We start from the raw sequence: 25,205 nt of genomic DNA, 5'->3' as shown, positions 1-25,205 counted from the left end.
GCTTCAAAAAAAGGCAAGGCTCATGAAAAAATCCGTCTATGCCCGTCCCAAAAAACCAATGTTCATTCCCGTTCAGCAGCGAAGCCCACGGGCCATCCCCAAAACGCTGGAAATTGCAGAGCCCCTTATCATCGACAAATTCAGCGAATGCCATGTAACGCCGGAAAGCGTTGCGCGGCGCATGGTGGGCTATCTCGGGTCAGCTGGTGATTACAACACTCTGGAACCGAGCGCCGGGACGGGCGCGCTTGTCTGCGCGTTGCTCGCTTCCGGTCATAGCCCGTCCGAAATAACCGCCATTGAGCGCCACCACAAGCTTGCGGCCAAAGTCGCAACCCTCGGTGTGCCGGTCATCCAGTCCTGTTTTCTGGACTACTCAGAGGAGGCGAAAGGCAAAGTTGCGTTTCCTCGTATCCTGATGAACCCGCCCTTTTCGCAGGTAGGCAAACATATCCGCGCCGCTCTGTCGCTCCTGGGGCGGAACGGTCACGCGGAACCGGCCACACTTGTTGCGCTGGTCCCCATCACTTACATTCACAAGGAGGCGGACACGCTGGAAACCCTGCCCGTTGACACTTTCTCAACGTGCCGGGTCCACACCAAGATCATTCGGTTTAAGACATCGAAAGACTGATTCAGTTTTGAGCGGCAAAAGCAGCAGCGCCGGTCCAGCGGCGCGACCGGGCCAGATAGGCTAGCCCGGCTGTGGCAACAGCCTTGCCGTTCTAACGGAGGAAATGCAATGTGGTTCATGCCCATTAGCGTTTCCCTTACAATGAAAAAGACCCGTACCACCTGGACAGTGCGAATACGGGTCCAATTCATAGTGTAAGGAAACGGGGTGGCGGGGAAACCTGCCATCCCACTCCGGAACCTAATATAAGACATTTTCCCGAAATCGCCAAGTTTGCAAAGCATACCGGCTCGCAATCCCTAGAATCGTGAGGCCGATATATGGAGGAATTGGCCAATGAATATGCAACCCGTTCGGGACGTTAGAGAAGTCCTGCACGAACTTATTGAAGGGTATAGGTTTTTCATAACGCTCGAAAAGCCCTTGAGCGAAAGCGAACAAATCCGAATTAATGGCGTCGAAACGGTTTTTGCCGGTCTAAAGTTTGAGCTGACGCCAGAAGAACTTGAGCTTATCGACGACCTTATTGCCAAGTTTGAACTATTGAGGCGTGACTACCGTTCGTCCTAAGCAGGCTTGCTCACAACCTACGGACAACACAAAACATCTTTCGGAAATCGCCAAGCCGCGGCCGTTTTTCAGGCGCATCGAACGCCTGAAAAACGGATCAAGGGCGCCCCAAACGGCCCCACCCCTCAATACTTCCCACCCCCACGCATGAAGAAGAGCACCCGGAGGGTGGCCTGCTCTTATCAGCCGGTTTTGGCTGTTCGTGTCATTGATGCAAGAAGCTCAAGACGCCGTGCCCGTGAATACCGAACAGTGGCGGCAGTCAGATCAATATGAGCCGATGCGTTTGGGCCCGCAGCCTTTCTTCAGCAGCTTGCCAAGCGGAAGCGGTCGTTCCGTCTGGTGCGTTCCAGGGAGAAGACTTTCAGGCATCTCGTTTGTTGAAGACTTTGATGATTTGCGGCGCGAACGTACGCGGCTCGCGGATATCTGCAACCCTGAAGGGTCCTCCACTTCGTTGCGGCCGCAAGCGGTGCATATGTCCGCTGTCCGCCGCGTCTCGTTGCTTTGCAATCAGGCAAATTCAACAAAACGGAGACACCCATGAAAAAGATCTTTTCTTACCTGAAACGCACCAGCCGCAACGCCTACGCTTATTTCGGCAAGCTGCTGAAGAAAGGCCGCACCAACGGTCAGTTAAGCATCAGCGTAGCACTCGGACTGCCGCCACTGTTCAGCATTCGCTTCGGAGTGAGCGTTCCACTAAAATCCGACAATGACAACACGAAAGACGCCAAAACCGGCTGACAAGAGCAACCCCCGCATCCCTTCCGGAATGCGGGGGGCTTCATGCGCTCACAACGGGCTTTCGCCGGGGATCAACCCCGGCGATCGCTGTTCAGATGGTCGTTCGGAATAACCGCCTGCAGACTGCCATGATCCTGGCCAGGATAGATTAATTTGAACCCTTCCACGCATTTAACTGCGATACAAGATCCGCGCTGTCTCTGTCCTTCAAAGCAGTCTCCGGTAAGATCACGCGTGCGGTTGGCAATTCGATCAAAACGGCACCTTCGATACGGCGCACATCACGCACTAGAGACCATGCGATACGGCTCTCGATGCCGGGGCGCTCAACCACGATCCCCGTGGAATCTGCAGTGAAACGAGAAGTTCCGCCGCTTTCACTGTATTGTTCGTGGATCTTGACCAATGTGCGGTGTTGTTTCCACCAGGTTACGAAAACAATACTTGCTCCGAGTGTAAACCCGACACTCAGAGGCACAATCGACACGCCATCGAACAATAAGAAGTTAAGTGCCACTAAAACGCCGCACGCGCAGGCTGTCGCAAGAAGGTTGCGCGCCACCGTCACTGTGCGATTGCGGGCCTTGAGAGGCTGCGTTACCGCGCGTCGATAGAGCGCTGGATCAATGTCGTAGGTGATATCAATTGCATTCATAAGGACTTCTAACTCTGGTCGCTTAGGATCATTCGATGTCAGTTGCACCATGCAGCGTTGATCGCTTGTCCAATGTCTTGACCTATCAAGCATGTCAACAAAGTTCAGTGCGATCCAATCCTGGGTGCAGGGGCCTAATGCGCCCCCGCCATGCGGCGGCTTTCGCCGGGGTTACCCCCGGCGATCGCTGTTCAGATAGTCATTCGGGATGACCGCTTGCAGCGTGTCATCGTCCTGGCCCGGATACCGGCCAAGGTTCGCGTAGAACTTTGAGTGACCGGTGTTGATCGTCAGAGTGAAGAAGGGATCTCCCTTTGCGTTGGTCCGCTCCCAAATGCCGCCGATCTGGATCCGGCGTCCCGCAGGACTTTTGGCAAAGAGCTGGAACTTCGGGGCTTTGTCATTGTCGCTGTGAAAGGCCTCGCCGCTCACATCGACGTCAAAGGAGAGTGTTGCAATGTTGCCTGTCAGCTTGTCGCCGGCGAACTGAATGTAGTTGGTCAGGTTGGTGTCGGTCATCGTCTTGGTCCTCTTGTTCGAATTGCCGATGGACCAAAAGAACGGCCGCCAAGAGGCGAGGGGCATCCCGTCCGGATCGAAACGCCAGTGGAGAACCGCAGTGATCAGGAATTTGGTCCGCGAGGAGCCGGGATCTTGGATCCGGGCGGGGACATTCCTGAAGCACAAGGTTGCGCCGACCCTCAAGGCCGTACCGTCCATCGTCGGCATATTCGATGTGATCAGAGGGCCAAAAGAGACCGGCTTCAGCCCTGACAGTCCGCTTTACGGAGCCGAGCGTCAAATGCACGTGGCGCTGACCACACTTTCCGATGCGCCTGTGACGTGCCCAAGTGGTGCCACACTATCAATACATCCAATGTCTTGGAGGCGCGATAAAAGACACCGGCCAGTGCCGACCGCGGTTGAAACGGGAACAAAACCATCAAAGAGAGATGGTCGAGGCAAACGAGCATTCCGGGTTTTTGCACAGCAGCAATAATCTAGGATTGAAAGCGTGGCGATTGATCGCCTATGACGTTCAGATGATCGTGTGACGGGAAGAGCTCTGGGGGCTGCAGCTCTATTCCCGAACGGGAAAACGGAACCAGCCGAATGTCAACCAAACAGCCTCTTTATGCAGTGTGTCTCGTCGCCGCTCTGTCTAGCTCGCCGACACCACTTCAGGCCAATCCATCGAACATTGAAAACCCGTTGTTTCCCGACGCATGCGAAATCGAGATCGACGACTCCCGAAAAATCAATTGCCTGTTTGAGAAACAGGGGATCCCGAGCATTCTGAACGCGGCTGAGAAAGCCAAGGAGGGCGGAAATCTGGAAATCGCGTTTCGGCTCTATGAGTTCGCAAGCCGCAAAGGCAGTCCGGCCGGATCTTACAACGTCGGCGTCTTCTACGAAACGGGAGAGGTTGTCGAGAAGGACCTCGACACCGCCATGGACTACTATGGCGAAAGTGCCGCCGCCGAATTCGTGCCCGCCTTCTTCAACCTGGGCAATCTGTTCTGCCAGGCCGACTTCGAAGCCAACAAAAATGACTGCATCTATTGGCTGATGAAGGCCTTCCAGGCAGGTGATCTGGATGGCGGCTACAATCTGGCAATCTACCTCATCGAAAACGACACCGATTGGGGCTGGGCGGAGGTCCTGCTCAACCTGGCTGCTGATCAGGGTCACGAACCTTCAGTATCCCTCCTGGAGGAGCTGAAATGAACGCCGCTGCTCTCACCAATCTGTCGTAAACACCGTCCATCGGTGCGGACTTTAGAACCTACGGGATTTCACAAGCCGCCCGCATCACAGTGGTTGACAGTCATTCTAAAATGTATATTTTAAAACGACTGTTTTAAAATGGATATGAATCGTGGGACGTCCTCAAGAATTCGACGAAGGAAAAGCGCTGACAGCAGCTAGCCATATCTTTCGACGGTATGGATATGGCGGGGTTTCCGTGAAAACACTGGAAGCGGAGACAGGGTTGTCGTCCGGTAGTCTATACAACAGCTTTGGCAACAAGGATGCCGTGTTCGCGCGAGTGTTAGACCACTACAACGAGACCGTTGTTAAGAGCCGCATTCGTACGCATCTGGCAAATCCAAACTCTCTTGCAGGCTTGATCTCGCTCTTTCAATCTTTGTTGGAAGAGCCGAATGATGGTGCATTTGGCTGTCTGTTGACGAACAGCGCCATTGAATTCGCAGGGCAGGACACAGCTGCAAGAACTGCGATTGACGATGGCTTTGCAGCGTTCCTAACGGCCTTCAAGGCTACGATATTGGCAATACAGGATGTTAGCGAAGCTCAGGCGGACGGCATGTCGCTGCGACTGCTCACTTACTATCAGGGCTTGCTGGTACTAATCCGGCACGGCCACGACAAAGCGTCTTTGCGCGCCACTATCAAAGACGAAATCACAGCGATCATAGGAGTTATCGATGCTTGATGAAAAATGGGGTATTTACGCTAAAACATGGTCCCAGCCGGATGAAGCGCGCGACGCCACTCTGGCAACACTTGTGTCGGAAGACGTCACCTACACTGACCCCACAGCGGAGGTTGTAGGTCGGGCTGCATTTTCCGCGCACATCTCCAACTTTCAAAAGGACGTTCCGGGCGGATTTTTCGAGATTGTTGATGTCAAAAGCCATCACAATCACACCTTGGCGCGCTGGACCTTGCGCGGCAAAAACGGCGCTGAAATGATGCAGGGTACCAGCCACGCAACATTGAACAGCGATGGTGAATTCACCTCCTTCACCGGATTTTTCTAGGCATCCATGGCAATATTGCCCCATAATTCGGGGCGTTTCCGCTGCGCGGACGTTCCACTAAGTGCGAGCTTGAGTGGGCGTCATACCTTTGTACCATCCTCAGACTATTTGAAATGAAAATTGCGCTGCAGGTCGGCTGCAACAATCCATTGGGAAGAAAGACGTTCTGGCAGCCCGTTGATGGAGCGAAGTCCACAATGACTCAAATGAGACAACTCACGCTTAGATCAGTGACGATCTTTTCGTTGGTTCAATGTTTCATACTTGCAGGGGAAACATCCGCCTACGCCTGCAACGGGTTTCCATCCGGATTTTGGAGCGAGGAGGCACCTTGTCTCTCCGTCGATGACGTTCTGACGTCACACGATCGCGTCCCGTTCGGCACAAAGACAACCGCATTGTCGCGCAAGATTTTGCGCCCGCTGTGGGATTATGCCGAGGAACACTATCAAGACGCCCAGGTCTTTGGACCCTTCGCTGTGGACGCAGATCTCTCCGAGGCCGAGATCACTGCACAATTCAGCGCTGTTTTCGATGATGACTGGGCGCGTGTGACACCCTTGCCAGTCGAGATATCAGGTTGGAAGCACCGCATGCACTTAGGGTCGATCGTGCTGTTCGAAAACGGCTGCTATTTTTTCGGTTACGCGCATTTGAAACCTGACCAGGTTGGTGACAACCTCGTTGGGGCTCCTGTCTACATTGTTACAAATACAGAGTTTCAAAGTCCTCAGGTCGTTGACTAAACACTTGCAAATCAAAGGAATAACGATGGTGCAAGCTCTTCAGGAAGCGATTGCCCGCAAACTTATTTCCGAACTGCCAGACGCATTTGACCGAGCGGAAGTGAATATCGAAATTGACACCATTGACGGTGATCTTGTGCTCAGCCCTGACGGCGATGTCCATATAGGCGGGCAGTGCGAACAAATTCGGCTCGGCATCGATCTGCGCGGACTGTTCAAAGAGTTGCGCTCCGAAATGGCTGCCGCACAACCAAGTTCTCACCCCTGGACCATTTGCGACCTTCTTGTCGACAATACCGGGGCGTTCAAGTTTCGTTTTTCCTACGAAACGCCACCGCGCCTCGCAAAACTGTCAGGCTGATCTAATTTCAGCCGCGGAACCTTGAAAAAACCCCGGTCAGTGCCGACCGGGGTTCGCAAGGAGGGAATGAGTGGATCGACGAGAGGATCCGGGGACAATCATTCCGTGTTTTGCGTAGCAATATTAATTAATAATTGCAATCCCGTTGGGCCGGGCTCTATTCGCTCCGCTCACGGAGCCAGCCGCAAGCGCCCGTCTCCGCCATCCGGTCACAATCCCTCTTGTCTCCGGACTATGGTCCTGCGCGCTCCGCTTGCCCTGATCTAAGGTCCGCTGTCGCGGTCATTGTCACTTGTTGGCGGGAAAGGGGCCGCGCGGCTTCCCCTCTCCCACAAGGGCAAAATCCGGTCTCCCCATCCTTCGTCATTGCGATCGCCGGCAACGCCGGCGCTCTCCATTCCTGCAGGACCGGGTGCGGATCCACGTGCCCCACGGGCCCGAGGATCTGCACCCGGCCGTCCCGGTGGGAGATCCCCCTCCGGATTTTCCCCTTGTCCCTCTCCCCTTCGTTCTCGCCGCCGAAGTCTCAGGAGCAGGAGCCGGGCTCCTGCCCCTTCGGGACAGAACCCGCTTCGCGGAATAGGGAAAAGGAGAAAACCCACATGACAGTTTATGCCCACACAGCCCGATTTGATCATGGGCGTGCGCTCAACGAAGACGAACTAAGACGGCTGGCACCGTCTATCTTTACAACGGAAGCCCACGAAAGCCGGTCAGACCGCTTTCAGCCCATCCCGACCATCGACATCCTGCGCGGCTTGATGGATGAAGGCTTCATGCCGGTTGGCGCGAAGCAATCCCGCACACGCGATGAAAGCAAAACCAACTTCACCAAACACCTGATCAGACTGCGGCGCTTGGATGATGATCAGAAATACAGTGTCGGCGATACGGTCTGCGAAATCCTTCTGAAGAACGCCAATGACGGCACATCCGCCTATGACCTGATGGCCGGATTGTTCCGGGTCTGTTGCCTCAATTCCTTGGTCACTCAAACATCGACCTTCGACAGCGTGAAAGTGCGTCATAGCGGCGATGTTCCGGGCAAGGTGATTGAAGGCACCTACCGTGTCATGGGTGAAGCCGAAAAGGCCCTTGTTGCACCCGCCGACTGGTCGGGTCTGACCCTCAATTCAGATGAGCGTCACGCCTTTGCCGAAGCCGCCCATGTTCTGCGGTTTGGCGATGCAGAGGGGGAAACAAAGACCCCTGTCAAACCGGAACAGCTTTTAGAGCCGCGCCGCCGCGATGACCGCAGCAAAGACCTTTGGACCACGTTCAACGTCACGCAAGAGAACATGATCCGGGGCGGCATTTGGGCTGTGAGCCGGGATGCGCAAGGCAGACGCCGCCGGAGCCGCACCCGCACCGTCAACGGTATCGAACAGGATATCAAGCTCAACAAAGCCCTTTGGGTTTTGACCGAGAAAATGGCGGAACTCAAAGGGTCCCGTGCCGCCTAAGCGCAGATCAGGGAGCGGGACCAGCCCGCTCCCCCATTCTTCCCAAACATCTCATTTAAGCCGATCACGGCAACCGGAGTTACCATCATGTCCAACGATCAAATCACTTTTGTCGCACTCAACAAGCTCGAAGTCGATCCGCTGAACGTGCGCAAAACCTACAGCCAGAAGAGCATTGAGGAATTTGCAGGCAGCATCGCAGCCCATGGCATCGTGCAAAACCTGCTTGTTCGCAGGGCCAAGGGCAACGGGCGTTATTTTGTCTCCGCTGGTGGCCGCAGATACCACGCCGCCCTCTATCTGGCTGAACAGGATAAAATCAATCCTGACCATCTCGTGCCGGTCAAGGTGATCAGCAAGGAAGAAGCTCAGGAACTCAGCCTTGCCGAAAACATCATGCGCGAGAGCATGAACCCGGCAGACCAATTCGAAGCCTTCCGGGATCTGGCCGACGATGGACAGCCCGTTGCCGATATTGCGGCGAAGTTTGGCACCACAGAAAGCATTGTCAAAAAGCGACTGGCCCTTGGACGGGTGTCCCCGGAGCTACGGGAGTTGTTCCGGAAGGACAAGATGACCCTTGATCAGCTTGCGGCCTTCACCATCTCCGGCGATCATGACGAACAGGTGCGGGTCTGGAACGAGCTTCCGAGCTATCATCGCCACGCGCACATGATCAAAGAAGCGCTCAAAGGGGAGGGGATCAAGGGCACCGATAAACGGATCAGGTTCATTGGTGGACTGGAGACTTACGAACAGGCAGGCGGCCATGTGAAGCGCGATCTGTTTGACGATCATTCAGGCGGCTTTGCCATGGACAGCGCCCTGCTTGCCAAGCTAGTGGACGAAAAGCTGGCGGCAGAAGCGGAAACGGTAAAGGCCGAGGGGTGGAAATGGGTCGAGTGGGTTTTTGAACTCGATTATGATCAGTTGTCAGGTTACAGCCGGGTTTACCCTCAAGATGTGGAATTGACGGAACAGCAGGCCGAAGAACTGGAAGCGCTCGAAGCCCGCTATCAGACGTTGGAGCGGGAAGACCAATCAGCGGAGAACGACGCAGAGCTAAACGAGCTTGGCGAGAAAATCACGGCAATTGAGAGCCTTCTGGAACAAGAACTTTATGCCCCGGAAGACCTTGAGCATTCCGGCGCTCTTGTGAGCCTTACCCATGGTGGCGCGTTGCGCGTTGAGCGGGGTCTTGTGAAGCCAGAGGATACACCGGATGAGGACCAGTCAAAGCCTTCCAATGAAAACATGGAGCAGGGCGCTTGTGATGAAGCGCCAGCTCTCAAACATTCGGCAACCCTCACTGAAGACCTGACAGCCCAGAAAACAGCAGCTCTCAGACTGGAACTTGCTAATAACGCGGATATCGCTCTGGCGAGTGTAGTGCATGCCTTCCTTTTGCGGCTTGCTTATCCCGGTCATTACGGCATCGGCCAGCATTCGGCGCTTGAGGTATCCTTGACCCACACGGATCTTGCCAGCTCCATGAAACAGCCGGAAAACTGTGTGGCCTTGGCGGAGCTGGAAACCCTGTCTGAGAACTTTACCAGCCATATTCCGGGCAATCCGGCTGACCTTTGGGACTGGTGTATCGATCAAAGTCAGTCCGAACTTTTGACCCTTCTGGCATGGGTCGCATCTCATTCGCTCAACACCGTTGAAGGGAAGGTGGACAAACCAAATGAAACTATCCACGCCAACCAGATTGGCACGGCCGTCGGCATCGACATGCACCGGTATTTCAAGCCGGAGGCGGAGAACTATTTCCGCCATCTGAACCGGACCGGCATTCAGGCAGCGGTTGCCGAGGCTTGCGGGGACTCTTTTGCCGATGGTATTGCTTCCATGAAAAAAGCAGAGGGGGCAGCTTTTGCAGAAAAGTACCTAAAAGATAAGAACTGGTTGCCTGAACCGGTCCGTTGCGGCGAACCTACAGCGTCGGAACACAAAGACGGAGATTTGACCGTCACGCCTTTTCCCGAGGCGGCTGAGTAATCAGCTGTTCGCCGGTCGCGGGTTTTCTACCCCGTGACCGGCATTTCTTCTTGATCGAGGCCCGCAGTCGCCAAGCCGTGGGTGTTTGCCCACCGCATCGAGCGGCCGCCAAACACGGAAAAGGGGCGCCCCCGGTGGCCCCGCCCCTTCAGATCCCCACCCACCCGTAACGAGACAATGCTTTGCTTGTCTCGAGGTACGTCCCCGAAGCGGCCATGCGATTTCTTGTGTCCAACTCAAGGAAAATCTTATGGATGTGAATGGTGAAAACGGGTTCAAACACCTGACCTGGCCAGGTGTGAGTGAAACGGTCCCGAACGCTGATTTGCGTGTCTTATGGTTGGGAGCAGGGGTTCAAAGTGCGACCCTGGCCCTCATGGTGTCTCATGGCGAGATTGGTCCCACGCCAGATTGCGCGATGTTCGCCGATACCGGATGGGAGCCCTCTGCGGTTTATGAGCATCTGGACTGGCTGGCGAGCGGCAATGTCTTTCCCTTTCCAGTCCACCGCGTCAGCGCATCGAGCGCCTTGAACTCCCGTCCGAGTTTCTGCAACCCACATGAAGAAGCCGGCGCACTCTTGTGAGTGCACCGGCCGAGAAAACCGTCCTGCAAACATGGGTTCAATTGGCGGGAGGAAGGAGCCAACAAACGCTTGCGGACGATTACGGCTGCCTAAAAGACCTTATTGCGTAACACTGCCGAATTCGGCTTCGTCCAGAAGATTGTCCTGGTTGGCATCGGCAGCTTTGTAAGTCTCTTCTGTGACCGGAACGCCGGCGACCGACAGTTCGGTCAGGGACAGAAAGCCGTCCTGGTCGGTGTCCATTTCTTTGAAGTCGGCGGCAAGCGCGGATGTTGCAGCGGATACGGACAGAACACCGAGGACAACAGCAGATGCAAGACGTTTGGACATGGATAGTCTCCTTAAACTCAGTTGAGCAACTTCATCGGCAGCATCGTCCGATGAGCACACAGGAAGAGTGTCGGGGCTTTGTGACGTCAATTCGGGGTCAGTCTGACCATCCGTTGATGATTTGGCGGCGCGATTATGTCTGCACCGGTCCGGACAATGAGAGCGCTCCCGCGCCCCACTTACGGGACGCGGGAGCCTTATCACTGCCATCCGGTACGGCCTCGCGGAGAGCAATGAACCGGGGGTGCTCCAAGTCTGCCGTGTTGCTAACGTAGGACATTTGACGCAAGCAGGAACCCCTTTTTTGTTCTGTACGAATAGATTGTGCTGTGCGATAGATTCAACCTACGGGGCTTAGTTCAAGATATCCTTTTTGGAGACGGGATTGATGAAATCAATTTCCTTACTGGCCGGTGCCGGGCCGTTTGCCGCCGCTGCCGCCTTTCTTGCCGCACCCGGTCAGGCCCAGGACTATGACATGGATTGCAAAGTCATTTTGTGCCTGGCTGGCGGGTTCCCGGCAACCTGCGGCGATGCCAAGTCTTATATGTTCAAACGGCTCAGGAAGGGCAAAAGCCCGTTCGGGATCTGCACCTATGAAGACGGCGGCTCCTATGAAGCCGTGGATGCCGATGCGCGCCGCCTTTCGGACCGCAGCAGTTATCTGTGCCCGGAGGGAAAGCAGCTCTACTACCGGGAAGACGATGATGATAACCGCTATCGTACGGACGCGTTCTGCTACACCGACAAGCGGCGTGTGCGCCAGGGCGATGACTATATCACGGTCTATGAGGGCAAGAGCGCGGCCACCCATGTCAACTTCACCACACAGGTGACGGTCGAGCCGGGCTCTGCTGCAGCGTTCACTTCGCCGCGGTATTACGTCAACACCGGCAACGGAACCGTTATCGAACGCTGATGCGGATCTTTCGATTGGTACTGACCGCGGCTCTTGCAGGAAGCGCACTTGGTCCTGCGCCTGTTCTGGCGCAGGACGCTTTCTGCTATCTGCCGGAAAAACCGTTCGACTATCAGCTTTCCAAGTCGGATCCGCTTTATGAAGCGGCCCGGGAAGAGTTCCAGACCTATCTGGAAGAGCTTGAGGCTTACATGCTGTGCCTGGAACAGGAGCGGTCACAGGCGTTTTCCGATCTGAAAGAGGGTTATGAGGAATTCCAGCGGATCTATGGCTCAGATGCCGTTTTCCGGGCCCCGGTTCCGACCTATGCGACACCGCAATAAATCAAGGTTTCCTGCCGGTTTATGAGTGTCCCGGGCTGGCCTGAAAACTCGTTTTATGCTATAGAAAACAAGCATATAGAGTGAATAGAAGAGTGAGGTTTGTCATGCTTGAAATGACGTCTTCTGAAGAGCGGCTTCAGGCTGTTGACTGGAACGATCAGGCGCAATCCGCGCTCCAGATCATTCAGGCGCTTGCCGCCAAGCATGGTGTTGGTGCCAGTGTCTCGGATCTCGACAAGTATGCCGGTGACATGGCGCGTCTCGCCGGCGACGATGTCCAGCTCGATGAGGTAGAACAAATGCTGGCCAATGTCGGGAAGCTTGGCCTTTATGACGGCAAGGATCTGACCCGTCTGCACGCCCGGTATCTGACTGAGCTAGCGGCCAAATAAATGGCCTTTGATCCCTTCGGCGATCACGCCGAAGAAGGCTACTTGCGCAATATCGCAGGGGTCTCCGATCCTGAGATGGTCAAACGGCTGGAACACCGGTCTGTGATTTCAAATATCAAAGAAGCGCTTGGCGATCTGCAGACCGGCAAGCCGCTCACTTATCAGGATGTGCTCAAAACCCACGAGACCCTGTTCAAGGACATGTATCCGTGGGCGGGCAAGGACCGCTTTGCTGTCGGCCGCGAAGAAACTGCGCTCACAGGCGATCCATCGAAACGAGACCTTGGCGGGATGATTACAAAGGGGCCCGTGGCCTTCATGCCATCGAGCCATACCGAGCGCGGCGTCGATTATGCCCTGGCCATGGGGAACAACCCGGAGACAATGAGGGCCTCGCCGGGTGAAGTGATGGGCAATCTGGCCTACGCGCACCCGTTCCTGGATGGTAACGGCCGGACGTTGATGGCGGTTCATGGCGAGTTGGCAGCCCGGGCCGGGATCCACGTCGATTGGTCGAAGACCAACAAGATGGAATATCTGGTCGCGTTGACCAACGAGATCAACATTCCCGGCTCCAACGCCCTGGACAGCTATCTCAAGCCCTTCGTGCGGGAAGGGTCTCTCAGTCTTTCAGAGCGGCAAGAGGTCTTCACCGGGCTTCCGGGTATGTCCAAACCGGATGAACGGCCCGTGCTGACGCTGGTCACCGGTCCGGACAGCGCCAGCCGTGACGCGGTCATGCGTGACACCAAGCTCGGGTCTTCATCCGAGCTGGTGACCGACCGGCCGGGCCAGTTGGCAGCGATCGGGAAGGGGACTTCGCTGACGATCGCAAGCGCGCTTGGCGATGAACAGACGAACAATCTGATCGATCAGGCCAAACAGGCCGGGTTCGAGGTTCATGTAAAGTTCGCCGGCAAGTCTGGGATCGATGATGAGATGCGCAGCGCCCTGAAATCGCTTACGGACGTCATTGCGAAGGCGGACAGGGTGCAGCTCTTTGAAGGCGAGGGCGCCAATATCCGGGAGGTGGTCGATAAAAGCGACATGTCATTGTCGCTGAAGTCTCCGAAGCCCTGGGCGGTTGACGTGGTCATCACTGATGAGGCCCGCAAGATCGAGGCGACCAACGATCTTGCGTTGAAGGAAAAGCACCTTGACCGCCTGCAGAAGGCCGCAAGGGAAGGCAACGAGGCCCAACAGCAGCTTATCTACAATGCGCAAAGCTTCAAAGAGACGCTTGAAAGGGTCAAGGCCAAGGATCGCGGCCTGGTTGCATCGGAAGATCCCGGTGAACAGCAATCTAAATCCGTATTGCGGCGGCCCTCGCGCCGGGAGGAAGGGTACGGTCTGTGAGTTAGATCGCCCTTCCAAATCTGATATCTGGTCTTCTTAACATGGTGCCCGACCGTTCAATGCGTTCTGATGCTGCCGTTGAAGTGCGGCGCAAGGCTGTCGAGCAGGCAATTGCCTCCATCAAGCGGCAGGGATATCAGCATGACAGCGCGCTTGAAGTCTCTTGTGCCCGGTTCATTGCCGGAGACCTGACGGCCGAAGAGTTGCATGAGGAGATCCTTCAGAGGTTCCAGGATCCCCGCTGAAGGTCCGGACCTTTCCGATCTGCGAGACCGTGTCACGGTCTTTTTGAAATATGGAGTGCAAGTCACTTGCACTCCTGCCTCGTGGCGAACAGTGGGGTGTGCACCGTCAAGCGAGAAGCGGCGGGCGCAGGCCGGAAGGCCGAGCCACGGGAGCCGCGCCTTGACGGGGCGAGGGGCAACGCCCCTTTGTCTTGTCTGATCATCGGTAAAGACCCGACAGCATCGGAACGACCCGGTTCACCTTTCGAATCCGTTGGCTGGCCAGGCATTCATGTGTCTCCTGGATGGGCGTTTCTGGATGATGGAGATTTGACGGGCGCCGCTTCCGGCAAAAGGTTGTCGGCGGCTTTTTTCCCCTTGGCCTTTGGCCAATTCCGCGCGGATCAAAAAAGCCGCCTCCGCCCCTTCCCCTGCCGGTTGCCGTCGCGTGGCGCGCCCGTCTTGTCATCGCCATCGAAACGCCAAACAAGGAGACACGGCGATGTTGGCTAACATTCTTCACTTCGAAAGCGACGAACTGATCGGTTCCAAGGCCACCGGCACCATTGCAACACTCGATTGGGACCTGACAATTGAAGCGGAACCCGTCACCAGCGGCAACGACAAAGCCCCGACGCACCGGCTCTACGGCCGCTCCCCGGCCGGCCACCGCATTGACTGCGGCGCCATCTGGCAGAACGTCTCCAAGGAGACCCGCAAGCGTTACTTCTCGCTTGATATTCCAAGCCGCAGCTTCAAGGCCAATCTCGGCCAGGCCGCCGGTCAGGACGATCCATCGGTGCAGGCGATCATTCCCTGGAGCTGAACTCCAGTGGGCCGCTCTTAAGAGCGGCCCATTTCCCTCGCGACAGCGTAGAATTTGGCGATGGCAATAGCCTTTTCCAGCCCTTTAGGGCCGTAGCCTGCTTTTGAGGAAAAGCAGGCGGAGCATTCCGGAGGCTGAACGCGCTCCCCATCAAGCGCCGAAGAGAAGCCGTAGGACTGTGGGAAAGGCGGGCGGTTTGGCACAGCCTATTTTTGTTTTTCGTTTTCAAAAAAAGCGGCAAGGGCTGCTGTCGCGATTATCCTGCCAATCTTGTTCGCGGTGTAGACATCTAGAGGATCAAAGGCCTGCTTTGCGACGTTTATTGCCTCATGCTTCAAGGACCGGCGAGTTGTCGCCGTCGTCGATCTTGCAGGATAGTCTATCAGCGATTTTTGGAACGAGCCATCCAACAAAGCGGTTTCGTAAAGCGGGAGTGCCTTGTTCAGAACAAGGCGGAGGGCTTCTTGTTCATCGTGGTTTTTCAGAAGAGCATCGAAAAGCTTTGAAACTCCTCTTTCCGGTATTGGTGCTGTAACGGCAATGGTCTGTCGCTCAGATACGACGGCGGTGTTTGACGTTTCGCATTGTGCCGATGACTGCTGTTTGGGTCTTTTGTTGGCTTTGGCTGGCGGGGCCGGATCCACGGGTGCGCGGTTTTCTTCTGCGGGATCCGCTTTTATGTTTCCCGATCCATCACGGGTTTTGCTTTGAGATGGCGAAGCAGCTTCACTTGATAAAATTCCTTCGTCTTCGTCCCGCATTCGCTTGCGAAGTTCTGCATGGGAAATAGTCGGTTTCCTGATCGCCATCTATCCCTCTAACTCACCCAGGATGTCGAGCGTGATCGCATCTGCTTCATCTATCGCGGTCTGGAAGTTTTTGGCGAAGAGCTTGTCGTTGGGATTGGCGATGGTTTTTTCGAGGCTCTTGTGGAGGAGACCGCGGAATTTCATGTCTTCAAATGCATTGCGGCTGTGCAAAGCACTCGTGAAGACGGGAAGCTTGTCGAGTAGATCGTTGGTGCGGTTTTGTGCGACGGTCAGTTTGCCGGTTGGAACCCTTGTCTTGAGGATGGCGGCGGATAAGGCGATTTGCTCACGCATCGCGAGCTTCACGGCGTGCTGATAGGTCTCCAAGGTTTCGTCCGTGTCTAGGGAGGTGAGGGCCGTCGGCAAGACGACGAACTTTGAATTGACGAGAATTGTGTCGTTGAGATCGGTGCCGCCACCCTGGGCGTCGACCAGGACGAGTTCAGTGCCGTTTTCTTCGGCTTGAGCGTATGCGCTTTCAAACGCGTCCAGCGTTTCTGCAATGAAAACCTGGCACGCGTCGTCCCATGTTTCTTTTGCCTTGGCGTTGTTGCGCCACCGCGAGATTGGTCGGTTGATATCGGCTTCGAAGATTGCGATTTTTTTGCCGCGCTTGATGAGGCAGGAGGCAATTGCCATGAGCGCGGTTGTCTTTCCCGCGCCGCCTTTGAAGGACATGAAGGTGACGATTTTCATGTTGGGATCTGATCGAATGTGGAGGTTTCGGAAAGTCGAGATGTTTGCTCATCAGCACATCTTGATATGGCAACACTAAGACAACCAGATGTTATAAAATCCAGACATCACAACTTATCTACATTCCAACGTCCTAACAATTCGACCAGATGACAAATTGATGTTTCAACAAATCAACAGAAGCACAGCCTGACATCTCAACATTAAAACAGTTTGACACATTGATATGCTGACAAGCCAACATTTGAGACGGGCGTAGAAGCGCAAGAATCCGAACGAGGGTTTGGGATTCGGAAGAGCGCAAGCTTTGACTTGCACTGCATATGGTTGGTGTCGTAGACTTTCTATTGGTGTTACGTGGCAGGATATTGCAAATGTAACACATTTGCTGCGGAGGGGCTGGCGCCCCTCTTGCCACGTACCCCACCAGCGCCCGAGGGCGAGCAGACGAAGACCGCCTTTCGGCGACGACACCAACAACTCAAACCCCAACCAAGGCAGCCATGAGCAGCGAAGCGGAAGACGGAAATCAGACAAAAGGCAGCGCGAAATCGACCGCCGACGCGGACGATTGGATGGTGTTCAGCGTGCGGATGCGCGCATCTGAAGTGGCTGAGCTGGATGCGCTGTGCGCGGAATTAAAGGTGAAACGGAACCGCGTTTTGCGCACGCTGGTTCTTAAGGCGAACGGGTTTTTGGACTACGACACGGCGACCACGAATGTCTTGAGAGACCTGACACGTCAGGTTTCGGGGATCGCGACCAACATCAATCAGCTGGCAAAACAGGCGAACAAGACTGGCGAGCCGGACTTTGTTGCATTCATGGAGGATCGGAAAGGGCTTGGAAAGTTGTTCACCCGGGTAGAGACACAGGTTCAAATTCTGCTCAATGTGAAGAAACGCAAGGCGGATGCCAGAGCGATGTTAGCGAAGGCTTTGGGCAATGGCTGAAAAAGTTTTGGATCCAGTCGATGCGGTGATGGGCGAAAACTGGGCGGTGCTGAAGATCCCGGCCACCATGCGCGGGCCGATGTTGAAATACGTGTTGGACCTTCAGGAAAAGATTGCCAAGGGCGGTGGCGGCGGAGCGTCCGGAGGTAGCAATTGGACCGACCGGATGACGACGGCGTTTCTGGCGCGCAAGCCCCAGGCAATGGCAAAGTTGATCCGGAGGGGTGGCACATCGGATGTGCGTGGTCTGCGCGATCAGATGGATTATTTGCGTAAAGACGGCACGGTGGAGCTTGAGCGGTCGGAGCGGTATTTCGGCGGGGTTGTCGATGAAGCGGCTGAAGCTGAAATGATGACTTCATGGCAGATCGCCGATGCCGGCGATGGCAAGGCGGATCGCACAAGTCATTTCACGGTCAGTTTTCCGATCGGTACTGATCACAAGTCAGCCTATCTTGCGGGCCGTGCCTGGGCTGAAGAAATGTTTGCCAGCGGCAAATATGGCGATCATTTCGATTACTACACGGCCTTTCACACGGACCGGGAGCACCCGCATATGCATGTTGTGGTGAACCGGCGCGGTCTTGAAGAAGGATCCTGGCTGAAGGTATCGCAGCGGGGTCATTTCGATTATGACGAAATGCGGTTCGTGCAGGTTCGGGTTGCCGCTGATCATGGCATTGAGCTTGAAGCAACGCCGCGGTTTGCGCGTGGTGTCGATGAGCGACCCTATACGGATTGCGAAGTGCAGAGAGCGCGTCGTGAAGATCGGTCCCCGCGGGCGCGAGCGCATGATGCGATATCGCGGTTGAAAGCAGAGATTGCGAAAAGTCTCTTTGTGCGCCAGGCACGCGATGATGCCAGCTATCTTAGTGAAGACCATCCGAAATATGGCACGCTTCTGCGAAAGACAGCCCAATTGATTGAGGAGGGGCGACGTCTCAAAGCATCTGGTCCAGCACATCAAATTGGCCTTAAACGAACCACCGATAGCGGCTATAAGTTTTATGGGGAGCTTGTTACAACCGAGATCGTGACGATCAAGGAGATCCGCGAGATGAACCAAACCATAGACGCCAAGCGTGCCCTGATCTTGAGCAATTTTGAGAAACTTGATGCTGGAATCGCGACCATGCCGGATGTTGCGCAGAAGGCTCAGGCTGAGCGCCGAATATCTCTTGCAAAGATGGACGCTGCTCAATTCATGGCGGATGTGGACGCGTTGAAGGGGTTTCGACGGTCAGCTCCAGATAAAGCTTATCAGGGGGTAACCCCCTATGATGATTTCACTGGTGAAATAGCCAAAAGCGCGAATGCGCGCGTTGTTAGGTTAGCTCTTGATACGGGTCTGCGGGCAGACATCATTGCAGAACGGTATGGAGGCGGTGAGCCGGTAGCCCGCAGTCTCGATGAGGCCTGGAAGAAAGCGGAGCTCAAGGAGTTGTCGTCCTTTTTTCAGGCTCGTGAAGGTTTGGCGTCAGATGCAAGTGAGACAAAGGCGGCTTCTACCCTTGAGACAGTGCATAAGGAGATCCGCGCAGTCTACAGCGCAGCCCGTCGGGACATTGATGCTTATGAAGGTCGAAAAACAAGATTGCTTTCCAGTCTGGCAAGCGCAGGAGGTGGATCGGACCCGGGTCAGGCCGTCAATGAGCAGTTCGCGGATACAATGAAAGAGACGTTGACTGGATCCAGGTTGCGGGATCTGGAAAAGGGAGACGTTCGTGCTCTTTCGGGACTGAGCGCGGATCCGGCCGTGCAAACTCAATTGGCCCGGCGCTATCTGGAAACAGAGCTTTCTGAGGCGACCGGTGCGCGCAAGGGGCAATTGCAGCAAGCGCTTGGCAAGCTGGATCGCGGCGCGGGTCATGAGCACGGTACAGACAACTCCGGCAAAAAACGCGGCGACAGCAGAGACGATGGGTTTGGATTGTGAACCAGATTATCAAGGACGGTTTGTTCTTCGGGCTTTTCGGTTTGGTTCTGGGAGCCATCGTCGGGTTCTTGTTGGCCGGTGCCTATGTCGATTTTCGGATTGGTGTTCCGCTTGACCAATTCCAGTTGCTGGATGCGCTCAGGGTCAGCCCATGGGGCGATTTGATCAACGAGCGCTATTGGACGCATGTTCTCCTGATCTGCGGTGGTGGTGGCCTGGCCGGGATGATTGGCGCGATCGCACTCGGGGTCCGGCCGTCGCTTGATAGTCATGGATCCGCCCGATGGGCGAGCCTTCAAGACCTTCAGAAAAACAAGTTGCTTTCTCCGGCCGCAAAGGTCGCCGGGCCGATCTATGCCAAGACCTCGCTGCCGAAGGGTCGCGGTAAATTTATCAGCAGTCAGGATATCCCGCATTCCTTCATCGCTGCTCCGACCGGGTCAGGGAAGGGTGTCGGTGTGGTGATCCCGACGCTGCTCACCTACCCGGGCAGTGTCATTTGCCTCGATGTGAAGGGCGAGAATTTCGAGAAGACCAGCCGTCAGCGCAAAGAGATGGGCGATCTGATCTACAAGTTTGCTCCCTTCGATGAGGAAGAGAAGACGCACCGGTACAATCCTTTAGAAGATGTTGCAGCGCTGCCGGAAAAACGCCGATACGCGGAAGCGCAGCGCATTGCGGAATCGCTGCTTTATCTTCCGGGCAACAACGCTCAGGGGTTCATGCCATCGGCGAAACAGATCCTTGTCGCCACGATCCTGGTCGCGATTGAGCACAACTCAGCAAACCTCGGCACGGTCTATGATCTTTTGTCCCAGGGCAAACGGGAGGACGGGGAGGGCGAGGCGGACTTTGCAGCGCTCTTCAAGCAGCTCGCAGATGAGACCGGTGTTGAAGAGGCCAAGGCGATTTACAACCGCATGGCTGGAACGGACTATAAGACCGTCTCAGCCTATATGTCCGTGCTCTTTGATGGAGGCCTCGGTCAGTGGGCCGAATATCATGTACGGCGTGCGACGGAGGCCAGTGATTTTTCCATATCGGAGCTGCGCCGCCGTCCGGCAAGCATCTTCCTGGTCGTCGGTCCGAACGACCTTCAAGTGCTCTCACCGTTGATCCGGATGATGTTCCAGCAGACGGTTTCGATTTTACAGCGATCGGAGCCCGGCGAAGATGAACCTTATCCGGTTCTGCTTCTGATGGACGAGTTTCCAGCACTTGGCAAAATGGGTTCTCTTAGCCAAGGGATCACGACGCTGCGATCCTATGGCGGCCGGATGATGGTCGTGGCGCAATCGATCTCTAACCTGAAAGCAGCTTACGGCAACGATGGCGCCCAGAACTTCCTTGCCAATTGCCGGCTGCAGCTCTTCATGGCTCCGGCCGATGCGGAAACTCCTGAGTATGTGTCCAAGTCGATTGGCGATTTCACCCGCAAGAGCCGGTCGAAGTCCTGGCGCATGAACGAGTTCGGCGGTTCGAACATTTCCGAGCGGGAGGAGGGTGCCCGCTTGCTTCGCCCGGAAGATCTGCGCCGGCTCGGAGATGACGAGGTTGTGTTGCTCATCCAGGGCCAGAATGCGGTTCGGGCGAAGAAAGTCCGATATTTCGAAGACCGGGAGCTGAAGAAGCTCTTTGAGGCACAATCAGGCCGGTTGCCGGAACCGCCGATTATTGTCGCTGCCTCCAAGCCCAGAGCGCAAGTTTTTAATCTGCAATCTGCGGATCAAGAAACGCCGGAGGCATCCAACGTGTCCGGATCAAGGCTCAAGCGCTTGAAAAGTGAGACAGACGGGAGTTCGGACTTAACAGAAAAACGAGCTGATGCGCTTTTGAACGAACAAAACAAATTATTGAATCTCATCGGCAGCGTTCAGCAAGAAAATATTGAAAGAGCATAGCGTTGGTATCACTTGTTGCAGTCACGGTTCTTCTTTGCGCAGCTGGTTGTCAGCCTGAAATGCTTCGCATTTGGGGTGGGGCTTCTTTCCTGATCGGTAGGCGGCATGGCGCTGAGAATGTGTGGATCGAAAACATCGATACGCCCGAGATTGACGACGCGTGTGCTTACGAACGCCACCTTGCAATCTAGGCCAAGGAACGGGTTGTCGATCTGGTTGAGAAATAAAAGTTCAAGTTGTCAGGAGCGGAAAAGACTAGGCCGTGTACTCATAAACGGCAATGTCTGGTTTTGACGGTAGCCCGGATTTTAGCTGTCGATCCGACATAGCCGTCATCGGTTAGTTGTGCAGCAAAGATCTACTTCGAGCCCAAAGTTCTTGATGCGAGGCGATGTGCAAATGTCGGCTTCGGCAATCTCCAACTCATCCATAAATGGCAAGTGGCAGACGGAGTTCCGTTTCGCTCGTATCGGCCCCCAAATGTTGCTGAGCTGCACGACCAAAACCGTAGTCCTCTTGTATTTCTACCAAGGCATCTACTGTGTGCGGGAAGTCCCACCAACCTGCTCCTTCAGCGCCTGCCAATGCCGGGTCACGTGTGATTGGCACTTCGATCAGCGCAGGCCCTTGGGACGCAATCGCGCGCTTGATCGCTGGCTCGATGTCGTCCAGCCGTTCGACACGGACAGAGGTATCCAAGTGGAACGATTTGGCGAGTGCTGCGAAGTCAGGGGAGTATCCAGAAGGGCTTGCAGAGATTTCATGAAACTCGGAGGCCACGTTGCGCCCGAAGATCGCATCCTGTCCATCACGGATTGAGATGAACCCTGCGTTGTTCAACAAGAGGATGATGACAGGCAGGCCCTGCATAACGCACGTTGCAAGCTCGTGGGCAGACATCAAAAAGTCTCCGTCGCCAAGAATTGCAACGACTGGTGCGTCTGGTCGCACGATAGCTGAGGCTATCGCTGCCGGGACGGCAAAGCCCATGGTTGAATATCCACCCGAGGTTACATGGGTATGGGGTTCAAGACATTGGAAGCCCTGCCGAACCGCCGCCTGACAATGGCCAGAACCAACTGTGACGACGGCCTCCCTCGGCAAAGCGCGCCGCAGCCGCTTGAACACAGCCAGCATCGACGCTGGAATGCCTTCTGCATCAACACGTTTGGCGACTGTTTCTTCCCAGTCCTTCTTGTTCGCTGCAATCCGGTCGAGCCATGGTGCGCGCCTCTCCCATGCGGCCTGGCTCTGTAACTTGGAAAGACCGGCGTGTAGGTCACCAAGCGCTTGCTTGAGGTCAGCCACGATACCAACGTCGGCGGGATAGGTTCTGCCGATGGTTTGCGGGTCAATGTCGATATGAATGAGCTTGCTATCAGGGATCGAGAAGGTGACCCCTTTGCGGAAGGATGACGATGACCAATCCGAGAACCGGCACCCAAGCGCCAGCACGACATCCGCAGTTGCTGCGATCTCATTTGCAGCCTTCGAACCTCCTACACCGATTGGTCCTACGTTCAGCGGATGGTCATCGACCAGCGCCCCCTTTCCATTCCATGTGTGAACTGCCGGGAGGCAGGCCAGTTCGAGAAACGCGGGGAGCTGAGATGTGGCCCCTGCAATTAAGACGCCTCCACCCAGAACAACGACTGGCCTTTCAGCCGATTGAAGTAGTGCAAGCGCCGCGTCGAGTGCATCGGAATCTGGCCGGGGCGCTCCCGTGGGTAGGCGCTTGGAGAGCTCGCTCACGTCGATGTCGGTGGACGCCACTTGAACGTCCATCGGAATGTCGATGCTGACTGGTCCCGGTCGTCCCGTCCGCATCGCGTTGAAGCTTCTGTGCAAGACAGACGCGGTCGCGTCGGCAGAATGGATTTCAAACTGCGCCTTCGTGGCCGGTTCAGCCATTTTGGGAAAATCGGGAGCATGTTTGCGGTCCAGTGTCTGCATCACGCCATGTCCGCGCATATGGGTGGCACCTGAGCCAGTCAGGGCCAGACATGCGCTGGAGTCCGCATATGCCGTCGCCAAGCCCATCAACGTATTAGCTGCGCCAGGCCCAACCGAGGCCGTCACAGCTCCAGGCTCGCCTGTCAGCCGAAAGCAGGCATCAGCCATATGGGCTGCCGACTGTTCGTGCATCACCTGCACAAACCGTGGTGCCTCTTCTGAGTGGTGAAACGCATTCGTCAAGGACCAGTTCCCATGGCCTGGTATGCCAGCGACAAAGGGCACCTCGTAGGTTTTCAACGCTTTGGCGATGACTTGGCTTACGGTTTTTGTCATAGAGGTCTCACACGATTTTTGTTTTCATCAAAAAAATGCTACTAAAATTTTGATGAGTCAAGCCAAGGCGACAAGAGATGGTTAGCAAAACGATGCCAGCGGATGCGAAAGCTGCCAGTCCACGAGAGACCGCGACAATTCTTGGCGGGAGGCTCAGAGAGCTCCGCAAGGCACGGTCCATGACATTGCAAGCCTTGGCCGACAAGGCAGGTCTGTCGGTCGGTTTCTTGAGCCAGCTTGAGCGCAATCAGGCGTCACCGTCCGTTCGCGCGCTGAACGCGTTGGCGCAAGCGCTGGATGTGAGCATACACTGGTTTTTCCCCGATCCCGAAGACGAGCAGGACCCCGACGCCGATATCATCGTCAGATCAGGCCGCAGGCGGTCCATTCGGTTCGACACGGGTATCAAGGACGAACTTCTCTGCCCGACGCTGACAGGCAAGCTGGAAATGCTGCTCTGCACCCTCCAACCCGGCGCTACTTCAGACGACGAACTCTACAGCCACAACGGAGAAGAAGCGGGCTATGTCGTTGGCGGCAAGTTGGAGCTGACCATCGAGGATAAGGTCTACGTGCTGGAGGCTGGAGACAGCTTTCACTTCGATTCCGACCGACCACATCGGTACCGGAATCCAAGTGCTGAGGTAACGACAGTTGTTTGGGCTATGACACCGCCTCACTATTAAAAGCGGACTTTGGCGCAGCCGCGGCGAATGACCGCACCGTCCGCTGAGCGCCATTTCGCACCAACGGCATCGAATGACGGCTTCGGGTCATCTTGAGACGATCTGGTCGGAGAAAGCAGGGTCTATTTCTAGCAACTAAGCAGACATTGAACGAAGGACGTCAGTGTGATTCAAGCTCAATGAAGGAGCCCCGATCATGCGATATGCCCTGCCTGACGCCGAGTGGCGCGTCATCGAACCTATTCTGCCCTGTAAATCAAAGGGGTGTTCTGCGGGGGGACGACAGGCGTGTCCTGAAAGGTATATTTGGGTATTGAAGTCGGGCGCCCCTTGGCGGGATCTTCCCGACTGCTATGGGCCGTAAACCATCTGCTACAATCGGTTCGTGCGGTGGCGTCGCGCCGGTGTATGGGATCGCATCTCGACTGCGATATCACATCGAGACGATGCACAGGTGCAGATGAACGACGGCACAATCGTCCTTGCTCATCAGCACGCAATATGCATCAAGCATCAAGCATGGGGAAACAGAAGGTCTCGGTCGCTCTCGCTGAGGGCTGACGACCAATATCCATGCCGTTGTTGATGCGAAGAGCTTGCCGCTCAGATTGGCGATTGCACCCGGTCATCAACACGACATCCTGGGCGCGAACGACATGTTCAGCGATATGCCGGAAGGTGCAGTGCTACTGGCCGACAAGGCGTATGATTCAGACACCATCAGGTTGCTTGTCGCGGCGCGTGGAGGGTAGACAAACATTCCGCCGCGCCGTAACCGGCGAGAGCCAATCTGCTTCAGCCCGTACCTCCAGAGGGATCGAAATCTGGTCGAACGGTTCTTCAATCCGATCAAGAACTGCCGCCGCATTGCCACACGTTACCAGAAGCGGGCCGCCAACTTCCTTACCTTTGTGAAGCTCGCGGCGATCCGCCTTTGGCTACGCGTTTATGAGTCCACGGCCTAATACGGGTGTGATTTGCCCCCTTTTGATAGGAGGGCGAAATACTTAGCAAGC

General features: G+C 55.6%; 28 protein-coding genes and 1 pseudogene. 23 read left to right on the top strand and 6 right to left on the bottom strand.

Translation table 11 applies throughout. The annotated features are described in order from the left end of the window. Positions 1-22 precede the first annotated feature (22 nt). The 3 genes from ABVF61_RS31415 to ABVF61_RS31405 all read left to right on the top strand — a co-directional run bounded on the left by ABVF61_RS31415 (position 23) and on the right by ABVF61_RS31405 (position 1,951). On the top strand, positions 23-634 hold the full coding sequence (locus ABVF61_RS31415) for a methyltransferase type 11 (protein WP_353997551.1): 612 nt from the start codon (positions 23-25) through the stop codon (positions 632-634). A 336-nt stretch (positions 635-970) separates the two neighbouring features. Further along, positions 971-1,204, top strand: a complete 234-nt coding sequence (locus ABVF61_RS31410; RefSeq protein WP_353997550.1) for a hypothetical protein — start codon at positions 971-973, stop codon at positions 1,202-1,204. Between the two features lie 543 nt (positions 1,205-1,747). Continuing rightward, a complete protein-coding gene (locus ABVF61_RS31405; protein WP_353997549.1) occupies positions 1,748-1,951 on the top strand; it encodes a trans-acting factor B in 204 nt (67 codons plus the stop codon). A 148-nt stretch (positions 1,952-2,099) separates the two neighbouring features. Here the strand turns inward: ABVF61_RS31405 and ABVF61_RS31400 are convergent, their stop codons facing one another. Both ABVF61_RS31400 and ABVF61_RS31395 read right to left on the bottom strand, forming a co-directional pair. Next, entirely contained in the window at positions 2,100-2,606 is a 507-nt protein-coding gene (locus tag ABVF61_RS31400) for a hypothetical protein (RefSeq protein WP_353997548.1), read from the bottom strand. A gap of 171 nt (positions 2,607-2,777) precedes the next feature. Further along, the gene (locus ABVF61_RS31395; protein ID WP_353997547.1) at positions 2,778-3,125 is read right to left on the bottom strand and encodes a DUF736 domain-containing protein; all 348 of its coding nucleotides are present in this window, start codon (positions 3,123-3,125) and stop codon (positions 2,778-2,780) included. Positions 3,126-3,719: 594 nt separating this feature from the next. Here ABVF61_RS31395 and ABVF61_RS31390 point away from each other — a divergent pair. The 8 genes and pseudogenes from ABVF61_RS31390 to ABVF61_RS31355 form a co-directional block, all read left to right on the top strand. Continuing rightward, entirely contained in the window at positions 3,720-4,334 is a 615-nt protein-coding gene (locus ABVF61_RS31390) for a tetratricopeptide repeat protein (RefSeq protein WP_353997546.1), read from the top strand. A 151-nt stretch (positions 4,335-4,485) separates the two neighbouring features. Beyond that, positions 4,486-5,064, top strand: a complete 579-nt coding sequence (locus ABVF61_RS31385) for a TetR/AcrR family transcriptional regulator (RefSeq protein WP_353997545.1) — start codon at positions 4,486-4,488, stop codon at positions 5,062-5,064. Then, positions 5,057-5,392, top strand: a complete 336-nt coding sequence (locus ABVF61_RS31380) for a nuclear transport factor 2 family protein (protein WP_353997544.1) — start codon at positions 5,057-5,059, stop codon at positions 5,390-5,392. The genes ABVF61_RS31385 and ABVF61_RS31380 overlap by 8 nt, the downstream gene beginning before the upstream one ends. A 197-nt stretch (positions 5,393-5,589) precedes the next feature. After that, positions 5,590-6,138, top strand: a complete 549-nt coding sequence (locus tag ABVF61_RS31375) for a hypothetical protein (RefSeq protein WP_353997543.1) — start codon at positions 5,590-5,592, stop codon at positions 6,136-6,138. Positions 6,139-6,163: 25 nt separating this feature from the next. Continuing rightward, positions 6,164-6,499 (top strand): antitoxin YezG family protein, encoded by a 336-nt coding sequence (locus tag ABVF61_RS31370; protein WP_353997542.1) that lies wholly within the window; start codon positions 6,164-6,166, stop codon positions 6,497-6,499. Between the two features lie 602 nt (positions 6,500-7,101). Beyond that, positions 7,102-7,962, top strand: coding sequence for a DUF932 domain-containing protein (locus ABVF61_RS31365; RefSeq protein ID WP_353997541.1), 861 nt, complete (start codon positions 7,102-7,104; stop codon positions 7,960-7,962). 87 nt (positions 7,963-8,049) lie between these two features. Beyond that, positions 8,050-9,963, top strand: a complete 1,914-nt coding sequence (locus ABVF61_RS31360; protein ID WP_353997540.1) for a ParB/RepB/Spo0J family partition protein — start codon at positions 8,050-8,052, stop codon at positions 9,961-9,963. 250 nt (positions 9,964-10,213) lie between these two features. Continuing rightward, a pseudogene (locus tag ABVF61_RS31355) lies at positions 10,214-10,489 on the top strand (hypothetical protein); the annotation flags it as partial. Positions 10,490-10,648: 159 nt separating this feature from the next. On the opposite strand, the gene ABVF61_RS31350 reads toward ABVF61_RS31355, so the two are convergent. Further along, on the bottom strand, positions 10,649-10,879 hold the full coding sequence (locus ABVF61_RS31350) for a PLC family EF-hand domain-containing protein (protein WP_353997539.1): 231 nt from the start codon (positions 10,877-10,879) through the stop codon (positions 10,649-10,651). Positions 10,880-11,267: 388 nt separating this feature from the next. Between ABVF61_RS31350 and ABVF61_RS31345 the strand changes: the two genes are divergently transcribed. From ABVF61_RS31345 to ABVF61_RS31320, 6 genes are all read left to right on the top strand, one after another. Then, a complete protein-coding gene (locus ABVF61_RS31345) occupies positions 11,268-11,798 on the top strand; it encodes a hypothetical protein (protein ID WP_353997538.1) in 531 nt (176 codons plus the stop codon). A gap of 14 nt (positions 11,799-11,812) precedes the next feature. Continuing rightward, on the top strand, positions 11,813-12,121 hold the full coding sequence (locus tag ABVF61_RS31340) for a hypothetical protein (protein WP_353997537.1): 309 nt from the start codon (positions 11,813-11,815) through the stop codon (positions 12,119-12,121). Positions 12,122-12,225: 104 nt separating this feature from the next. Beyond that, positions 12,226-12,513, top strand: coding sequence for a hypothetical protein (locus ABVF61_RS31335; protein WP_353997536.1), 288 nt, complete (start codon positions 12,226-12,228; stop codon positions 12,511-12,513). Next, positions 12,514-13,869, top strand: coding sequence for a Fic family protein (locus ABVF61_RS31330; protein ID WP_353997535.1), 1,356 nt, complete (start codon positions 12,514-12,516; stop codon positions 13,867-13,869). It begins immediately after the preceding gene. Between the two features lie 59 nt (positions 13,870-13,928). After that, a complete protein-coding gene (locus ABVF61_RS31325) occupies positions 13,929-14,114 on the top strand; it encodes an antitoxin VbhA family protein (RefSeq protein WP_353997534.1) in 186 nt (61 codons plus the stop codon). Positions 14,115-14,595: 481 nt separating this feature from the next. Further along, the gene (locus ABVF61_RS31320) at positions 14,596-14,919 is read left to right on the top strand and encodes a DUF736 family protein (RefSeq protein WP_353997533.1); all 324 of its coding nucleotides are present in this window, start codon (positions 14,596-14,598) and stop codon (positions 14,917-14,919) included. 206 nt (positions 14,920-15,125) lie between these two features. Here the strand turns inward: ABVF61_RS31320 and ABVF61_RS31315 are convergent, their stop codons facing one another. Both ABVF61_RS31315 and ABVF61_RS31310 read right to left on the bottom strand, forming a co-directional pair. Continuing rightward, positions 15,126-15,728, bottom strand: coding sequence for a VirC2 family conjugal transfer protein (locus tag ABVF61_RS31315; protein ID WP_353997532.1), 603 nt, complete (start codon positions 15,726-15,728; stop codon positions 15,126-15,128). Then, positions 15,729-16,424 (bottom strand): nucleotide-binding protein, encoded by a 696-nt coding sequence (locus tag ABVF61_RS31310; RefSeq protein ID WP_353997531.1) that lies wholly within the window; start codon positions 16,422-16,424, stop codon positions 15,729-15,731. A 503-nt stretch (positions 16,425-16,927) separates the two neighbouring features. Between ABVF61_RS31310 and ABVF61_RS31305 the strand changes: the two genes are divergently transcribed. Genes ABVF61_RS31305 through virD4 form a run of 3 tightly spaced genes read left to right on the top strand, consistent with a single transcriptional unit; the run spans position 16,928 to position 21,214 of the window. After that, on the top strand, positions 16,928-17,377 hold the full coding sequence (locus ABVF61_RS31305; RefSeq protein WP_353997530.1) for a DNA mobilization endonuclease VirD1/MobC family subunit: 450 nt from the start codon (positions 16,928-16,930) through the stop codon (positions 17,375-17,377). Beyond that, positions 17,370-19,313 carry a relaxase/mobilization nuclease domain-containing protein gene (locus ABVF61_RS31300; RefSeq protein WP_353997529.1) on the top strand — a complete coding sequence of 648 codons (1,944 nt, stop codon included), beginning with the start codon at positions 17,370-17,372 and terminating at the stop codon, positions 19,311-19,313. The genes ABVF61_RS31305 and ABVF61_RS31300 overlap by 8 nt, the downstream gene beginning before the upstream one ends. After that, the gene (gene virD4, locus ABVF61_RS31295; RefSeq protein WP_353997528.1) at positions 19,310-21,214 is read left to right on the top strand and encodes a type IV secretion system ATPase VirD4; all 1,905 of its coding nucleotides are present in this window, start codon (positions 19,310-19,312) and stop codon (positions 21,212-21,214) included. Before ABVF61_RS31300 ends, virD4 begins: the two co-directional genes overlap by 4 nt. A gap of 423 nt (positions 21,215-21,637) precedes the next feature. On the opposite strand, the gene ABVF61_RS31290 is transcribed toward virD4, so the two are convergent. Then, positions 21,638-23,503, bottom strand: coding sequence for a thiamine pyrophosphate-binding protein (locus tag ABVF61_RS31290; RefSeq protein ID WP_353997527.1), 1,866 nt, complete (start codon positions 23,501-23,503; stop codon positions 21,638-21,640). 77 nt (positions 23,504-23,580) lie between these two features. Between ABVF61_RS31290 and ABVF61_RS31285 the strand changes: the two genes are divergently transcribed. The 3 genes from ABVF61_RS31285 (at position 23,581) to ABVF61_RS32160 (ending at position 24,941) form a co-directional block, all read left to right on the top strand. After that, entirely contained in the window at positions 23,581-24,189 is a 609-nt protein-coding gene (locus tag ABVF61_RS31285) for a helix-turn-helix domain-containing protein (protein WP_353997526.1), read from the top strand. A gap of 196 nt (positions 24,190-24,385) precedes the next feature. Then, positions 24,386-24,553: a transposase gene (locus tag ABVF61_RS32165; RefSeq protein ID WP_502950043.1), complete on the top strand. Its 168-nt coding sequence runs from the start codon at positions 24,386-24,388 to the stop codon at positions 24,551-24,553. 232 nt (positions 24,554-24,785) lie between these two features. Beyond that, positions 24,786-24,941 (top strand): hypothetical protein, encoded by a 156-nt coding sequence (locus ABVF61_RS32160; protein ID WP_502950042.1) that lies wholly within the window; start codon positions 24,786-24,788, stop codon positions 24,939-24,941. Positions 24,942-25,205: the final 264 nt, after the last annotated feature.

Source organism: Roseibium sp. HPY-6 (assembly GCF_040530035.1).
GTDB lineage: Bacteria > Pseudomonadota > Alphaproteobacteria > Rhizobiales > Stappiaceae > Roseibium.
This window is presented reverse-complemented; position numbering and strand designations above follow the sequence as displayed.

Coding starts and splice junctions, on each gene's coding strand:
- ABVF61_RS31415 (WP_353997551.1), top strand. CDS start 23: ATGAAAAAATCCGTCTATGCCCGTCCCAAAAAACCAATGTTCATTCCC.
- ABVF61_RS31410 (WP_353997550.1), top strand. CDS start 971: ATGAATATGCAACCCGTTCGGGACGTTAGAGAAGTCCTGCACGAACTT.
- ABVF61_RS31405 (WP_353997549.1), top strand. CDS start 1,748: ATGAAAAAGATCTTTTCTTACCTGAAACGCACCAGCCGCAACGCCTAC.
- ABVF61_RS31400 (WP_353997548.1), bottom strand. CDS start 2,606: ATGAATGCAATTGATATCACCTACGACATTGATCCAGCGCTCTATCGA.
- ABVF61_RS31395 (WP_353997547.1), bottom strand. CDS start 3,125: ATGACCGACACCAACCTGACCAACTACATTCAGTTCGCCGGCGACAAG.
- ABVF61_RS31390 (WP_353997546.1), top strand. CDS start 3,720: ATGTCAACCAAACAGCCTCTTTATGCAGTGTGTCTCGTCGCCGCTCTG.
- ABVF61_RS31380 (WP_353997544.1), top strand. CDS start 5,057: ATGCTTGATGAAAAATGGGGTATTTACGCTAAAACATGGTCCCAGCCG.
- ABVF61_RS31375 (WP_353997543.1), top strand. CDS start 5,590: ATGACTCAAATGAGACAACTCACGCTTAGATCAGTGACGATCTTTTCG.
- ABVF61_RS31370 (WP_353997542.1), top strand. CDS start 6,164: ATGGTGCAAGCTCTTCAGGAAGCGATTGCCCGCAAACTTATTTCCGAA.
- ABVF61_RS31365 (WP_353997541.1), top strand. CDS start 7,102: ATGACAGTTTATGCCCACACAGCCCGATTTGATCATGGGCGTGCGCTC.
- ABVF61_RS31360 (WP_353997540.1), top strand. CDS start 8,050: ATGTCCAACGATCAAATCACTTTTGTCGCACTCAACAAGCTCGAAGTC.
- ABVF61_RS31350 (WP_353997539.1), bottom strand. CDS start 10,879: ATGTCCAAACGTCTTGCATCTGCTGTTGTCCTCGGTGTTCTGTCCGTA.
- ABVF61_RS31345 (WP_353997538.1), top strand. CDS start 11,268: ATGAAATCAATTTCCTTACTGGCCGGTGCCGGGCCGTTTGCCGCCGCT.
- ABVF61_RS31335 (WP_353997536.1), top strand. CDS start 12,226: ATGCTTGAAATGACGTCTTCTGAAGAGCGGCTTCAGGCTGTTGACTGG.
- ABVF61_RS31330 (WP_353997535.1), top strand. CDS start 12,514: ATGGCCTTTGATCCCTTCGGCGATCACGCCGAAGAAGGCTACTTGCGC.
- ABVF61_RS31325 (WP_353997534.1), top strand. CDS start 13,929: ATGCGTTCTGATGCTGCCGTTGAAGTGCGGCGCAAGGCTGTCGAGCAG.
- ABVF61_RS31320 (WP_353997533.1), top strand. CDS start 14,596: ATGTTGGCTAACATTCTTCACTTCGAAAGCGACGAACTGATCGGTTCC.
- ABVF61_RS31315 (WP_353997532.1), bottom strand. CDS start 15,728: ATGGCGATCAGGAAACCGACTATTTCCCATGCAGAACTTCGCAAGCGA.
- ABVF61_RS31310 (WP_353997531.1), bottom strand. CDS start 16,424: ATGAAAATCGTCACCTTCATGTCCTTCAAAGGCGGCGCGGGAAAGACA.
- ABVF61_RS31305 (WP_353997530.1), top strand. CDS start 16,928: ATGAGCAGCGAAGCGGAAGACGGAAATCAGACAAAAGGCAGCGCGAAA.
- ABVF61_RS31300 (WP_353997529.1), top strand. CDS start 17,370: ATGGCTGAAAAAGTTTTGGATCCAGTCGATGCGGTGATGGGCGAAAAC.
- ABVF61_RS31290 (WP_353997527.1), bottom strand. CDS start 23,503: ATGACAAAAACCGTAAGCCAAGTCATCGCCAAAGCGTTGAAAACCTAC.
- ABVF61_RS31285 (WP_353997526.1), top strand. CDS start 23,581: ATGGTTAGCAAAACGATGCCAGCGGATGCGAAAGCTGCCAGTCCACGA.
- ABVF61_RS32165 (WP_502950043.1), top strand. CDS start 24,386: ATGCGATATGCCCTGCCTGACGCCGAGTGGCGCGTCATCGAACCTATT.